General features: G+C 43.3%; 15 protein-coding genes. 10 read left to right on the forward strand and 5 right to left on the reverse strand.

The genetic code is table 11. The features are described from left to right. Position 1: 1 nt before the first annotated feature. The 5 genes from prmC to kdsA all read left to right on the forward strand — a co-directional run bounded on the left by prmC (position 2) and on the right by kdsA (position 4,745). Positions 2 to 853, forward strand: a complete 852-nt coding sequence (prmC, locus tag ACXAGP_RS09000; RefSeq protein WP_475260863.1) for a peptide chain release factor N(5)-glutamine methyltransferase — start codon at positions 2 to 4, stop codon at positions 851 to 853. 65 nt (positions 854 to 918) lie between these two features. Continuing rightward, positions 919 to 2,493, forward strand: a complete 1,575-nt coding sequence (locus tag ACXAGP_RS09005) for a DUF3369 domain-containing protein (protein WP_475260865.1) — start codon at positions 919 to 921, stop codon at positions 2,491 to 2,493. 31 nt (positions 2,494 to 2,524) lie between these two features. Continuing rightward, complete coding sequence (locus ACXAGP_RS09010) at positions 2,525 to 2,899, forward strand: SirB2 family protein (protein WP_475260867.1); 375 nt, start codon at positions 2,525 to 2,527, stop codon at positions 2,897 to 2,899. A gap of 83 nt (positions 2,900 to 2,982) precedes the next feature. Beyond that, positions 2,983 to 3,795, forward strand: coding sequence for a SirB1 family protein (locus ACXAGP_RS09015; RefSeq protein ID WP_475260868.1), 813 nt, complete (start codon positions 2,983 to 2,985; stop codon positions 3,793 to 3,795). 104 nt (positions 3,796 to 3,899) lie between these two features. Beyond that, positions 3,900 to 4,745, forward strand: a complete 846-nt coding sequence (kdsA, locus tag ACXAGP_RS09020) for a 3-deoxy-8-phosphooctulonate synthase (protein ID WP_475260869.1) — start codon at positions 3,900 to 3,902, stop codon at positions 4,743 to 4,745. Between the two features lie 112 nt (positions 4,746 to 4,857). Here kdsA and ACXAGP_RS09025 read toward each other — a convergent pair whose 3' ends face one another. Further along, a complete protein-coding gene (locus ACXAGP_RS09025; protein WP_475260870.1) occupies positions 4,858 to 5,139 on the reverse strand; it encodes a hypothetical protein in 282 nt (93 codons plus the stop codon). 261 nt (positions 5,140 to 5,400) lie between these two features. Between ACXAGP_RS09025 and ACXAGP_RS09030 the strand changes: the two genes are divergently transcribed. The 5 genes from ACXAGP_RS09030 (at position 5,401) to ACXAGP_RS09050 (ending at position 9,257) form a co-directional block, all read left to right on the forward strand. Further along, positions 5,401 to 6,288: a transcriptional regulator GcvA gene (locus tag ACXAGP_RS09030; RefSeq protein WP_475260871.1), complete on the forward strand. Its 888-nt coding sequence runs from the start codon at positions 5,401 to 5,403 to the stop codon at positions 6,286 to 6,288. Between the two features lie 268 nt (positions 6,289 to 6,556). Beyond that, complete coding sequence (locus tag ACXAGP_RS09035) at positions 6,557 to 7,150, forward strand: alpha/beta family hydrolase (RefSeq protein WP_475260873.1); 594 nt, start codon at positions 6,557 to 6,559, stop codon at positions 7,148 to 7,150. 9 nt (positions 7,151 to 7,159) lie between these two features. Beyond that, complete coding sequence (locus tag ACXAGP_RS09040) at positions 7,160 to 7,531, forward strand: DUF423 domain-containing protein (RefSeq protein ID WP_475260874.1); 372 nt, start codon at positions 7,160 to 7,162, stop codon at positions 7,529 to 7,531. Further along, a complete protein-coding gene (gene rlmM / locus ACXAGP_RS09045) occupies positions 7,531 to 8,577 on the forward strand; it encodes a 23S rRNA (cytidine(2498)-2'-O)-methyltransferase RlmM (RefSeq protein WP_475260961.1) in 1,047 nt (348 codons plus the stop codon). Before ACXAGP_RS09040 ends, rlmM begins: the two co-directional genes overlap by 1 nt. 14 nt (positions 8,578 to 8,591) lie before the next feature. Further along, a complete protein-coding gene (locus tag ACXAGP_RS09050; protein WP_475260876.1) occupies positions 8,592 to 9,257 on the forward strand; it encodes an HAD family hydrolase in 666 nt (221 codons plus the stop codon). Here ACXAGP_RS09050 and ACXAGP_RS09055 read toward each other — a convergent pair. From ACXAGP_RS09055 to ACXAGP_RS09070, 4 genes are all read right to left on the reverse strand, one after another. Then, positions 9,236 to 11,242 (reverse strand): transglutaminase TgpA family protein, encoded by a 2,007-nt coding sequence (locus tag ACXAGP_RS09055; protein ID WP_475260878.1) that lies wholly within the window; start codon positions 11,240 to 11,242, stop codon positions 9,236 to 9,238. The genes ACXAGP_RS09050 and ACXAGP_RS09055 overlap by 22 nt on opposite strands. Continuing rightward, positions 11,239 to 12,258, reverse strand: a complete 1,020-nt coding sequence (locus tag ACXAGP_RS09060) for a DUF58 domain-containing protein (RefSeq protein WP_475260879.1) — start codon at positions 12,256 to 12,258, stop codon at positions 11,239 to 11,241. The genes ACXAGP_RS09055 and ACXAGP_RS09060 overlap by 4 nt, the downstream gene beginning before the upstream one ends. A 14-nt stretch (positions 12,259 to 12,272) precedes the next feature. Beyond that, entirely contained in the window at positions 12,273 to 13,190 is a 918-nt protein-coding gene (locus ACXAGP_RS09065) for an AAA family ATPase (RefSeq protein WP_475260881.1), read from the reverse strand. Positions 13,191 to 13,549: 359 nt separating this feature from the next. After that, a complete protein-coding gene (locus ACXAGP_RS09070; protein ID WP_475260883.1) occupies positions 13,550 to 13,951 on the reverse strand; it encodes an H-NS histone family protein in 402 nt (133 codons plus the stop codon). Positions 13,952 to 14,204: the final 253 nt, after the last annotated feature.

The raw sequence follows: 14,204 nt of genomic DNA on the forward strand, positions 1-14,204 counted from the left end.
TATGGCAACAGCACTGACTATTAAAAAGGCCCTGAGTTATGGGATTGAGGTTTTATCTGCGGGATCCGAATCACCCAAAGTGGACTCCGAAGTGCTGCTGTGTGAAGTATTGCAGTGCAACCGCAGCAAGTTGATTATCGATCCGGAGCAACCTCTCTCGGAGGCTCAAAATACACAGTTTTTAGACTTTATAGCGCAGCGCAAGTTGGGGCACCCGGTATCTTACATTATCGGGCATCAGGATTTCTGGACCTTATCCCTGGAAGTCAATGAATCAACCTTGATCCCCCGACCTGAGACGGAACTTTTGGTGGAGCTGGCAACTTCATTACCTGTACCTGCAAAGTCTCATTGTTTAGATTTGGGCACCGGTACGGGCGCAATCGCACTGGCGATTGCTAGCGAAAAGCCAGATTGGCAGGTGCTGGGTTGTGACCGGGTGGCTGATGCAGTTGCTCTCGCGCAGCGAAACAAGCGCAAAAACAACATAACTAATGCTGAGTTCATTGAGAGTCATTGGTTTAGCCAACTGTCTGACGGAAGGTTTGATGTTATTGTTACAAACCCACCTTACGTTGAGTCAAATAGTGATTATCTCAACCGCGGTGATTTGCGCTTTGAACCCCAAAGCGCTTTGGTAGCCGGTGGCGATGGACTGGATGATATCCGGCAAATTATCGCAATGTCTCCAGATTACCTCAATCCTCAAGGCTGGCTATTAATAGAACACGGTTTTGAACAGGCAAAGTCAATACAATCTCTATTAACAGCGCAGGGCTTTAATAAGGTTACTACAAAAGTAGATTATGCCGGTCACGATCGAGTGACAATGGCGCAATTCGGTGTTGCATAACCCTTCATAAACGACTAGTTTAAAAGAAATAAAAACTAAGTTTGGTAGTGATTGAGGGAATCCGGATGTCTGACGACTTTCTTTTCGCGGATGATTCTGAAGAAGAAGAATTTGAAGAGCGGGGCTCATGGAAAATACTGGTAGTGGACGATGAGCCAGAGGTGCACGCTGTAACTAAGTTGGCCTTGAGCGATTTTGTTTTTCAGGACAAGGATCTAGAGTTCATTAGCGCCCACAGTGGTGAAGAAGCCAAAAAAGTATTCCTTGAACACAACGACATTGCTGTAGTGCTGCTTGATGTGGTGATGGAAACCGACGATGCAGGTTTGAAAGTCGCTGAGTTTATTCGCAATGAGGCCAACAATCATTTCACTCGCATTATCTTGCGTACCGGGCAGCCTGGTCAGGCCCCGGAAAAACACGTTATCGTTAATTACGACATTAACGACTACAAATCCAAAACCGAACTGACAGCACAAAAGCTGTTTACTGTGATTATCGCAACGCTGCGATCGTATCGCGATATCATTTCCATTGAGGAGAGCCGTAAGGGCTTGGAAAAAATCATATCTGCTTCTGCTGATCTGTTCAGTATTCACTCCCTTGAAAACTTTATCGATGGCATCATTCAGCAGCTCAGCTCGTTATTAGGCGGCGCTACGGATGCGGCTTATATCACCAGTGCACTGGCTTCAGCTCAAGGCGGTAATAGCAATGACTTAAGTGGTTTTGTGGTGTTCTCTGGTATGGACGATAAAGCCACTGAGGTTGAAAAAGCAGTGCGGCCACTGGAAGACGTGGTGGAAGGCGAAATCCTTAGTGCCTGTAAAAAAGCCCTCAGAGAGAAAGATGTAGTATACGCTGATGATTATGTAGTTGCTTATTGTCACAGCAACACTGAACCCGGTTCGTTGTTGTATTTATCCGGTATTCCGCGCAAGTTAAACTCAAATGATAAACATTTGATTGAAATCTTTGCCAGTCATGTTCAGGTGGCCTTTGAAAATGTGCTCTTGACCAAGGACATAGAAGATACTCAAAAGGAAATCTTGCAACGCGTCGGCCAGGCGATGGAGTGTCAGCTTAGTGGCGGGCGACACATTGAACGTATGACCATACTGTGCGAATTGTTAGCCCGGGAGCACGGCCTTTCCGAAGACGAAATTAGCGTCTTGAAACTTGCGGTACCTTTACATGATATCGGCAAGTTACGTGTTCCGGTGGAAATCTTAACTAAACCAGGCCCACTTTCGCCTGAAGAAATTGAACTGGTGAAAGAGCATGCGGATAACGGCTATGATTTATTAAAAGACAGTGAAAAGCCCATAATAAAAACCGCAGCGATGCTGGCCAGACAACATCATGAGCGTTGGGATGGCAGTGGTTACCCACAAGGAATATCTGGTAAGGACATTAATATGTTCTCCAGGATTGCCGCCATTGCTGATGTTTATGATGCCCTGCGTGGTACTCGCTGCTACAAGGAGCCTTGGTCTGTTGACAAAGTAATAGAGAAATTTCAACAAGAACGAGGAAAACATTTTGATCCGGCGCTAGTGGATACCTTGCTGGACAACATTACTAAGTTTGAAGCTATTATATTTGCCTATCCGGACAACCCCGAAGCTATTCAACAATAATTATAAGTAAGTTCAACAGGAGTTCCCAACCATGTACATGATGGTGAAACACATCCATATGACGGCGATTGCCCTCAGTTTTCTTTTGTTTGTTTTACGTTTTATCTGGGTTATGTCCAATAGTGGCATGATGCGTCAGAAGTGGGTTAAAGTGTTACCCCATATCGTAGATACGGTGTTGCTGGCCAGCGCCGTGACCTTGTGTACCATTCTCACACAGTACCCTTTGTATAATACCTGGTTAACTGAAAAAATGTTCGGTTTGATTGCTTATATCGTGCTGGGTTTATTTGCGCTTAAACTAGGTAAAACCAAAGCAATTAAAACCGTGGCTTTTGTAGGTGCTGTGGCCGTCTTTGCCATGATAGGTAAAATTGCGGTGACTAAAACTCCACTCATTTTATGAGTATTTAGGCTGCATTTCTGATAAAGCTTTAGCGGGATGTTCCGATAACATCATTAGATGTGATGTAGAGAAGGAAACGTCCCGTGCTAGAGCTTAAACATGCCATTAAACAACACAATTTGTTTAAATCTGCGCTATTAATCTCCCGCTGTTATAAAGATGATTTAGATATCGCACAGCCATTGACGCAGATGGAGCAGCTGATCAACCAATGCGCCAAGGCGGTAGGAGATACACAGGATAAGTTTGCCGCTTTTGAGCGTCTTAGAAACTACTTCTATCACCAGTTAGCGTTTAGTGGTGACAGTAAAAACTTCTTCGCTGCACGCTATAACTTGCTTGACGAAGTACTGGAGTATCGCACCGGTATCCCGGTGACACTGGCCATTGTTTTCTGCCAAATTGGCAATGCCATCGGGCTCAAAATGCAGGGGGTTAATTTCCCCGGTCATTTCCTGGTGCGCTTCCAGGTGTCTGATTCAAAAGTATTGTTTATCGATCCGTTAAATGGAGACTGTTTATCCTGGCAACAGCTGGAGAAAAGTTATTTCAGCGTGTTAGGAGAACAGGCGGAATCTGAAATGCCATTAGAGGTGCTGGAGCCGACGGGGTGTGAAGAGACGGTCTTACGCCTACTGCAAAATTTAAAAGCCTCTTTTATCAATGAGCAAAAATATCACTTTGCACTTTCCACCATCGACATCTTACTCAGTTTGTGCCCGGACGATCCGTTTGAGATTAGAGACAGAGGATTTCTGCTGCATCAATTAGATTGCCCCAAAGTTGCAGCTGCTGATTACGAATTTTTTGTGCAGCGTTGTCCTAAAGATCCTTCTACCGATATCTTACGGGCTCAAATCCAAAAGCTGCGAGAAAGGATCGTTACTCAGCATTAATCTCTAATGCAATTTTTGCTTCTATTCGGGCATTTAAGCTGAATACACTCCTGAAATAGGGTACTTTATGCGTTTGAGTTTAAAGTTCCCTTTTCGGAGAATAAATGAATAATTTGCAAACGATCTCCATTGATTCCATCCAGGTCAACAACGAGCAACCCTTTGTACTGTTTGGTGGAATGAATGTGCTGGAATCCCGCGATCTGGCGCTCACCATTGCTGAGAAATACAAAGAAGTTACCTCAAAATTAAACATTCCTTATGTTTTTAAAGCCTCGTTTGACAAGGCCAATCGCTCTTCAGTGCATTCATTTCGCGGTCCGGGTATGGATGAGGGTTTGAAGATTTTTGAAGAGATCAAAAAACAGTTTGAAGTTCCTGTTATTACGGATGTACACGAACCTCATCAGGCTGCCCCTGTCGCCGAAGTTGCCGATGTGATTCAATTACCCGCATTTTTAGCGCGACAGACGGATCTTGTAGTCGCCATGGCAAAAACCAATGCTGTAATCAATGTCAAGAAGCCGCAATTTCTGGCTGCCCACGAAATGCGCCATATTATCAGTAAGTTTCTGGAAGCAGGTAACGACAAAATTATCCTATGTGAGCGCGGCTCATGCTTCGGTTATAACAATTTGATTGTAGACATGTTGGGTATGGATGAAATGAAACCCATGGCTCCGGTTATTTTTGATGCAACACATGCATTGCAACGTCCAGGAGGGCGCAGTGATTCCGCTGATGGTAGACGGGCACAAGCAGCGCAACTGGCACGCTCAGGAATGGCGTTAGGTTTAGCAGGGTTGTTTATTGAGTCTCATCCAGATCCTGATAACGCTAAGTGTGATGGTCCTTGCGCATTACCGTTGGATAAGTTAGAGCCGTATTTATTACAGATGAAACAGCTTGATGAGCTGGTAAAGGGATTTGAGCCGTTGATTACAGCTTAGTGGCAGAAAGATTCGTTGAGGCATTCAGTTGCTCCTCCGGTAAGGAGGAGCAATGAGTGTCTACAGATAACGTAAGCTTTAGGCAAGGTGCCAAAAGTTTCTCGTTATTTGATTACTCTGCAATAATTTGAGTGTTAACGATTGCAGTTTCTTCGTTGAATCTGGCCAGTGCCAAAAACTGTTCAATATTTTGTTTTAAGCTCATTTCATCAAGCTGTGCTTTTGCGATATCTTCAATCACAGGCGTGTTGATTTGAGAAACTGCTAATTGAATTTGATCAGCAATTTCTGTTTGAATTTCTACTGTATTAACGGTTTTCTCTTGGGCGAAAACGTTACCGGAAAGTGCAAATGTGAAGACGCTGGCTGCGAAAAGTGTTTTAATGTTTTTCATGTGATTTACCTAAAGTTAAATTAATGTTAAAAAGACACGTAAATTATCAACATATTTACTTGCTATTTACATAAGCCTTGTATAACAAGCGTTTGTAGTTGATGTGTGTACTATAGTGTTTTTTTGTGTCTCGTAAAAACGAGAAAAAATATGTCTAATGCATTAGAAAAACTAATCCGAGTTGTGAAATTCGCCCATATTCATAAAAAAACGCTTTAAAAACCCTGTTTATGAAAAATTTATGAAAGAAATCAGTCGATTATGAACGAAAGGTTACCACCGCTGAATGCGTTAAAGGCATTTGAAGCTGCAGCAAGGCATTTAAGTTTTACTCGCGCATCAGAAGAGTTGTTTGTTACTCAGGCTGCGGTGAGTCATCAGATTAAAGCGCTAGAAGAATTTTTGGGGATGAAACTGTTTTTGCGTAAAAACAGAACCCTGTTATTGACCGAAGAAGGGCAAAGTTATTATCTAGATATCAAAGAGATTTTTGCCGCTCTTTATGACGCTACTAAACGTTTGCACGCCATGGGGGCCAAAGGCTCTATTACCGTAGCATTGCCTCCCAGTTTTGCAGTGCAGTGGTTGGTACCTAAACTTTCTGACTTTTCCAGTAAAAACCCCGACATTGATGTGCGAATAAAAGCTGTAGATTTTGATGATGGTTTTATAACCGATGATGTGGATTTGGCGATTTACTACGGCAAGGGGCGCTGGAGTGGTTTGCAGGCGGATAAAATTTACGCTGAATACCTGACGCCAGTGTGTTCACCCATGCTTTTTCAGAGCGATAAGCCGTTAGAAAAACTAGATGATCTGAAGCATCATCAACTGTTACACGACACATCACGGGAATTTTGGAAGCAATGGATTCGGTACTTCAATATATCAGGCGTCAATGTTAACCAAGGACCGATATTCAGTCATACCATGTTGATTTTACAAGCTGCTGCATTGGGGCAGGGAATTGCGCTTGTGGATAGCGCCCTGGCAAGACCTGAAATCGCTTTAGGTCGGCTAATATGCCCTTTTGAAGAACGGGTCGAAACGCAAAAAGCTTATTACCTGGTTTGTCGCGAGTCTCATGCTGAATTAGGTAAAATACAGGCCTTTAAAGATTGGCTGTTAACGCAAGTGAGTGAAGATTAATGGTGATACCAATTCCTATAGACATATACACGCTCAGCGCAGCCTCAGAGACATTAGTTCGAGGCGTGCGAATGAAAGAATACTGGTGGTCTTGTGAACTTCGCACAACAAAGAAATAATGTTTCTGAGGCTCGTCTTCGATGGGGCTGAAAAGCATTTATACTGTGTTGGATGTTTTTGATTTAGACCCACTAGACCATCAAACATCCGCCTTGTCTAAATGCTTTTCATCTCCCACTGAGATGAGTAGATGTTTATAGGAATTGGTATGACATGTAAAGCACAAATCCTTCTGGCCCACGGTGCCGGGCAGGGAATGGACAGCGACTTTATGCAGGAATGTAAAAGGTTGTTTGAGTTACAGGCAATAAAGTGCACACTGTTTAATTTTGGCTATATGGCCATTGCTCAGGAAACCGGAAAACGACGTCCACCGGATAGATTACCTAAGTTAATACAATGTTTCGAAGCGCAATTGCCCAAGGATAGCGATTTACCTCTTTTTGTGGGGGGCAAGTCGATGGGCAGTAGAGTTGCTACTCATATATTGCAAGACAGTGACGCTATTGCAGCTATTTGTTTGGGTTACCCGTTTCATCCCCCAGGGAAACCCGAAAAAACACGAACCGAACATTTTGCACAAATTCAAAAAAATATTTTGGTGCTCCAGGGTGAAAGAGATCCCTTTGGTAAGCCTGCGGAAATTAGTGGCTATGATTTGCCTGAGAATATACAAGTAGAATACATCAAGGACGGTGAGCACAGTTTTAAAACCACAAAGGCAAGTGGACTAAGTTGGCAAGAGAATATGCAGCAGGCAATTGCTGGTGCTGTCAGATTTATTGATAAGGTTATGGGATAAAAAACTAAGATGAAGTTGATATTATTAAGTGCCGGCGTATTGGCCTTACTGTCTGTGGTTTTGGGGGCTTTTGCTGCTCATGGACTAAAGAACAAACTATCAGAGCCCTTATTGAATGCCTTTAGCACCGGCGTGGAATACCAGTTCTTGCACTCGCTGGCACTGATCCTGGTGGTGATACTGGCGAAGTTATTCCCACATTCTTTATGGTATTGGTGTGCCGGTCTCTTTATTGCGGGAGTGCTGTGCTTCTCCGGAAGTCTTTATGCACTTGCGCTTACCGGTATTAAGTGGTTTGGCCCCATCACTCCGCTGGGGGGAATGATGTTTATTGCAGGGTGGGCAGTGTTTTTGGTGGCGGCTTTGAAGGGCTATGAATGATGTCAGAAGTTATTCTTGGTTATTGTCGCCCGGGCTTTGAAGCGGATGCCGGGCTTGAAATCCAAACCAGAGCCGCGGAAGTAGGTATTTATGGTTTCTTTCGGGCAGATAGAGGAACGGGGTTTTATTTGTTTGAAGCGCAGCAAAACGCGAACTCGCTGCTGGACAAACTCAACATAAAACAACTCATATTTACTCGTCAGTGGTTTCGAGTTCTTGGTCACCATGTAGATATGTCCCGAGATGACAGGTTGGGAGATTTAAAATCCAGTTTGCTGGAAATTCCTCTGATATCTGAACTAAGAGTTGAACATCCGGATACTGAACCAGGTAAAGAGTTGTCGCGTTTTTGCCGAAAGTTCAGTGTGCCTTTGCGTCAGGTATTGAAAAGCCAAAAATGTTACAACGAAAAAAAAGTAGCCAATTGTCTAACCGCCTTTTTTGTTAGCGGCACTGAGTGTTTTGTAGGTATCGCTCCGGTTTCTAATATGAACCCGCAGCCTGGTGGTATCATGCGATTAAAGTTTCCCGCTGAGTCACCCAGTCGTTCAACCCTAAAACTAGATGAGGCGTTTTTAACTTTTATTCCCGAAAATGAAAGAGAAGAGCGCTTAAGGGCGGGGCTGAATGCTGTCGATCTGGGAGCTTGTCCAGGCGGTTGGACCTATCAACTGGTGCGCCGGGGAATGTTTGTTCAGGCAGTTGATAACGGTTTGATGGCTGAGTCGCTTATGGAAACCGGACAGGTGAGTCATTTCCAGGAAGATGGCTTCAAATTTAAGCCAAAGAAAAAAAATGTACATTGGTTAGTGTGCGATATGATTGAACAGCCGCAAAAAGTGGCTAGATTGATGGCTCAATGGGTAAATGATGGCCGCTGTAAGGAAGCGATGTTTAATTTAAAACTTCCTATGAAGCGCAGGTTGGAGTCAGTGTTGGAGTGTATGGAGATCATCAACCAAGAGTTAAAGCAACCGTTTGATTGCACTGCCAAACACCTCTATCACGATCGTGACGAAATTACGGTTTATTTGAGAAAGAAATGACAAAGGAACCCGTTATGGATCTAAGGCAGGTTAGAGCAGTGTTGTTTGATCATGATGGAACGCTTGTTGATTCTGAATATGTGCACTATCAGATGTGGTTGCAAGCTACCGGACTTAAATCCGATGTGTTTACTGAACAGATGAATACCATGAATTGCGTGGGTATTCCTGGCGATAAAAATGCTCAGTATCTAGTAGCACAATTTGAATTGGATGAAGATCCGGAAAGCCTGATAAGCAAAAAGCGCAAAGTGACTCAAGACTGGTTAACCAGACATTGTTTCCCGGCAATGCCCGGAGCTACCCGCATAATGCGTAACTTTGCAAAATTGGGGATTCGCATGGCGATTGTGTCTGGTTCTGAGCGCTTTGCAGTAGACCGCTCAGTAGCCGGGAACGGGTTTTCAGAATACATTGAAACCATTACCACAGGGGAGGAAGTCCCAAACAACAAGCCTGCCCCCGATGTTTATTTAAAGGCGTTGAAGAAGATGAATTTGCCTGCCTCGGCTTGTATTGCCATTGAAGATACCCAGCATGGCGTTGAAGCTGCAAAAGCGGCGGGTATCACTTGTATTGCTATCCCAAACGAGCATTCACATGAGCAAAATTTTCAAGCTGCAGATATACAGGCGGTCAGTTTAACGTCTTTCTATACCTACTTTATTGAAAATCGATAACGTCGTTTGAAGGATCTGGTCGCCAATTTCAGCTCTGGCAGTCTGTCGGGGTTCGTTTGACTGTGCGGTGCATATTCATGGAAAACGAATAGCTTTGTGATGTGCCTGAAATCTTCGGCACACTGCTCTGAAATTTCCTGTTTGATGCGCTCACTAAAACTATCTGGCCCTTCATTAGCAAAACGCATCAATCCATGACGCGCTAACGTCTTTAATGCCTGATTGTAGTAGTGCAGGTGCTTGTTTTCGACTTTGGGAAACCAAACCCGGTAATTAAAAATCAGAAGTAGAGTACAGATAACGAAAAATACAGCCAGGCTTAACAATGCAATTCGCGTTGGACTCAGTTTTCCCACCAATAGTTTGAACAAAGCGAACTGTCTTTGTTGATCGAAACCCAATACCCAACTACTCCACATAAAGTCCACATCAGCCATGAGTAATCTGAGTCGATTGAATATCTCAATATTTCTTAATTTGGTCAGGGAAAAGGGGGCATCTTCGAGAAAAGAGTTTTCGTATGCAACGGCGCTTTCCAATCCCAGGCTAATGCGTTCTGGCGATATTAATGCCGTTGGGTCTTTGCGTATCCATCCATTTTCCCCCAGGTAGACCTCAACCCAAGCATGAGCATCATATTGATAGACACTGAGATAGTTATTTTGTCTTGCTTCTCCGCCTTGATATCCGCCAACAACTCGAGCTGGAATACCAGCAAGGCGCATGATATGGGCGTAGGCACTGGCGTAGTGGGAACAAAAACCTGCCTGATATTCAAATAAAAAACTATCAATGGGGTTGATTGGCATAGGTTCGGGTTTCAATGTATAGGCAAATCCTTCCGTCAGAAAAAAGCGTTCTACATTTTGAATAAAGATACTGTCTTGCGGATATCGCTGACGTAATTGCGCTACCCACCTTTGGGTTTCTGGATTACCCGACCTGGGTAACATCAAGTTAATGCTGGTATCGGAATAAAGTGAGGTTTGGTTTAATGGGGTATCTGGATAAGAGGTTACTTTATATTTAAATTTGGTGGTAACGGGAAAGCGACTCTGCAATTGATAGTCGTGGCTAAGCCAGGTTTGTTCAGTGTTGGATTTGGCGATGTCTAACACCGACAACCAATTTTGATTGGACGGTTCGAGGATAACTTCGTAGTTTAAAGTGTCACCAGAAAGTCGGGGCGTAAAGTTGTAATTACCTATTTCCATTCGTTCTTTTTCCCGGCGTCTGAGATTGGAAATTGTCCACGACTTTCCATCAAAGGCTTCGTATACCAAGGTGCGCCAATACAACTCGGATTTCTCTGGAATGCTTTTTTGAAATGAGGCGCGGAAAACCAGCTCATCGGACATGGAGAGGCGGGCAAAATCTCCCGGTGTTATGGTATCCGATATTCCCGTTTTAGCCCCCTTATTGGTTGGCATTTTCCACAGCGGGCCAATTTGCGGCAAGATTAAGAAAAACAGAATACAGATGGGGATTGATTGCAAGAGTAAGCGAAGCAACCTTTTGCTTTGTAGTTTCAAGCTGCTGCTGGGGCTAACGTGGAAGCCCAGTGACAAGAAAACGATAAACAGGGACAGACTGTAGGTTAAAGCAAAGCCCAACCCTTGGTTAAAGATAAAGCCGCATCCAATGATAAATATTTCAACCAGCACCAGTATGAAATAATCCCTGACTTTACGCATCATCATTAACTTTAATGCGCCAGACATCACCAGAAGATTAACCATGCTTAAAAGAAGGCCCACCTGCCAACCGGTATAAGCCAATACAATTGCCGCCAACAGAGCCAACAGGTTGATAGTGGATACCTTGGGTAAGTGTTTGTGCCACTCCAGGTATAACGCAATTCTGATCAGAACACTGGTGATCACCAGTAGCGAGACCCACAGCATTAGCGGTTCAAATAAGCTAACGCACAGGAATAATAAATTCAGGCTCAACAGCAGATGTGCTTTATTGGCATTGCGTTTCATAGAGCTTGTGCCTTGTGGAGTACGGGTACTTGATCAATTCCATAAAGCGCCAAAGACTTGAGACAAAGATCAAGGTGCTGGCTGTCGCTATCGGCGGGTATTTCTATGTTACCTAAGGTCAAACCAAAGCGTATCTGCTTTCGGTGTAGCTCGATGACTAACCAGGTGAGATGAGCTATGGCTGTCTCGAGATCAGATTTCAGGTAGTGTTTCAGATCCAGCCAGACGATCCCTTGTTGATTATCATCAAACTGTTTAGTCATCATTTCCTGGCCTTTGGCCACCAGCTTCCAGGCAACGCGATTCAGGGATTCGCCGGGAACATAATTTTTAAGGGAATCAAAATCGGTGTTACCGCCTGAGGAACTGCTAGATTCCTCTCCTTCCTCTTCACCGTCTCTGGAATACTGTTGCATCAGTTTGCTGGCCATCGGGTTAGGATAAACCAAAATTTGTGCTTTGAAGTGCAGGTGGGTCCAACACCGGAACAAGCCAAATGGATAAAAGCTCTCAATGGTGATTCTGGGCAGTGGCAGATAGCCGCGCTTATCTGTAGGAATGTTGAGTACGACAGGGTTGCTGTGGTTTTCAGGTTCTATTGAGCGTTGTACCGGACCTTGCCACAATCTAAAATGCAGTTTGCCATAACATTTCAGGCCAGCAATGGTCTTATCATCACTGTCACCCAACCAAAGGGGCAGGGCACAATCATTCCCCGCATAGGTAGATTTTACTTTGCCTAATTGCACTCTTAGTTTGGCGAAGTTGGCATAACTGGTCATCAAATTAACCAGAAACATGGCCAGTAAAAAATAGGCTAGTAGCAGCATGAGGTTGTTGCGGTAGTTAGTGCCAAGAATGAAAAGCAAGCTGCACAACAGTATGTAGGCAATGCCAAATTTAGATGGAAATATGAATACGTTGCTCATATCCATCTGAAACTGTCTATTACTTGGAATGCGCTTGGTAAGCCAATTTTCCAAACGACCTTGCCACCAGTTTTTTATTTTTGTCATTTTATTTCAGCAAGCTAGGCGGCTAAGGTGTCGACGCTATCTAACAGTTTCTTAGACAAGCTGGCTACGACTCCGGGCGATGAATAGCCACTGCGCAATCGGTGCTCAGCGACTGACGGTAGTATCGCCTGGACATCCTCGGGTATGACGTAGTCCCTGGAAGACAAAAATGCCCATGCTTTAGACGCTAGCAGAATTGCCTTGCTGGCTCTTGGAGAAAGTGGGTTGGGAAAATCTTCCGACTCACGGCTATAAGTAACAAGTCGCAAAATATAGTCAATAACTGCATCGGAACTGTTTATATGAGGTATCTTGTTTTGTATCTCTATAAACTGCTCAATATTAACGACAGGTTGCAATGTCGCATCTGGCACGCTATTTAGCTCCATCAACATTTGTTTTTCGGAGTTCCAGTCCGGATAGCCCAACTGGATCCGCATAAAGAACCTATCTAGTTGAGATTCTGGCAACGGGTAAGTGCCAGATTGATGAATTGGATTTTGAGTCGCAATAACAAAAAAGGGCTCAGGCAGTGTCCAGGTGTTGCCATCTACGCTGACCTGGTGTTCTTCCATCGCCTCTAGCAGAGCACTTTGGGTCTTGGGACTGGCGCGGTTGATTTCATCGGCCAGCAACAATTGTGAAAACAACGGACCTTTGTGAAAAGAAAACTGCTTTTCAGCAGTATCAAATATGCTGACACCAATAATATCAGCGGGCAAAAGGTCTGAGGTAAATTGTACCCGGTTATAATCCAGATTAATTGCGCCCGCAATAGCGTGAGATAGACTGGTTTTTCCCATTCCAGGCAAATCTTCAATTAATAAGTGTCCCCTCGCAAGCAGGCAAGTTAAAGCCAGTTTTATTTGATGGCGTTTACCCAGCACAACTTGTGAAATGCTGTCGATGGCTTTATCTAATTGATTGTGCATTGCAAGCTTCTGTCTTTGAATATATCGAATAATAAATGTAGTTGAACCATACTACAGATGCCAATCCCATAAACGTAGATGAAAACGGATTAATTATGTGAAATAGTTCACCAAATATTATTTCAATATTCAGGGAATATTATTAAGGGCGGACAAAAGTATTCGTAAACGGGAAAGTAAATAGCAGTTAATGCTAAGTGGATTTAAAATAACTTTGCAGGGGAAGTTTCCGAATGTGAATTAGGTTTTGCTTTTTGAAGGTTTAAAGTATTGGGGGTTGTTAAAGCTAATTAATGTGCAAATAAAATAGGTGCCCCAATTTTATTTGGAGCACAAAGGCCGGTAAAACTAACTTAAAGTTAGTTAACGCTGAAATCTTCCAGGCTCTTACCTTGATTCAATTGTTCAGAGAATACCAGTGGCATTCTTCCAATCCCGGTCCAGTTGTGAACTTCGCCATCTTCATCAGTATAGGAATACTTGATAGGGCGTTTTTGACCTACTCTTTTGGAAGGCGCTATGGCATTGTTTGATGCCAGATCTTCGAAGGTAATTCCTGCGTCTTGTAATTGTTTTTGGATTTCTGCAATCTTTTCCAACTTTTCTTTTTCGGCAGCGAGCTTCTCAGATTCTTTTTGTTTACGAGTTTCAATTATATTTCTGAGCTTTACTACTATCTCTTCTAATTCCTGAATCGATAACTCTTTAACCGCACCTTGCAGTTTTCGACCATGAGTTAATGTCTTTAAAAATTCATTCATTATGAAAACCTTGTTAACTTACCTAGTTTACTTATGAGTCGAAAAATAACATTAGTTCGCAGACTTTTTCAATCATTAAGTGTAAATGTCACTGTCAAATATATAAAAAATCATTGTTTGGGTAATATTTTCCAATTACAAAATAATGTTGTGTGGTATAAGACCCACATTATAATGTTTTGGTAAGTAAATGAACCATTAATATAAAAAGGTTAAAGAAACAAAAAAGCCAGTGGCCTCAGGAGCAAACACT

The sequence above is a fragment of the Planctobacterium sp. AWM4_229 genome (genome assembly GCF_056160305.1).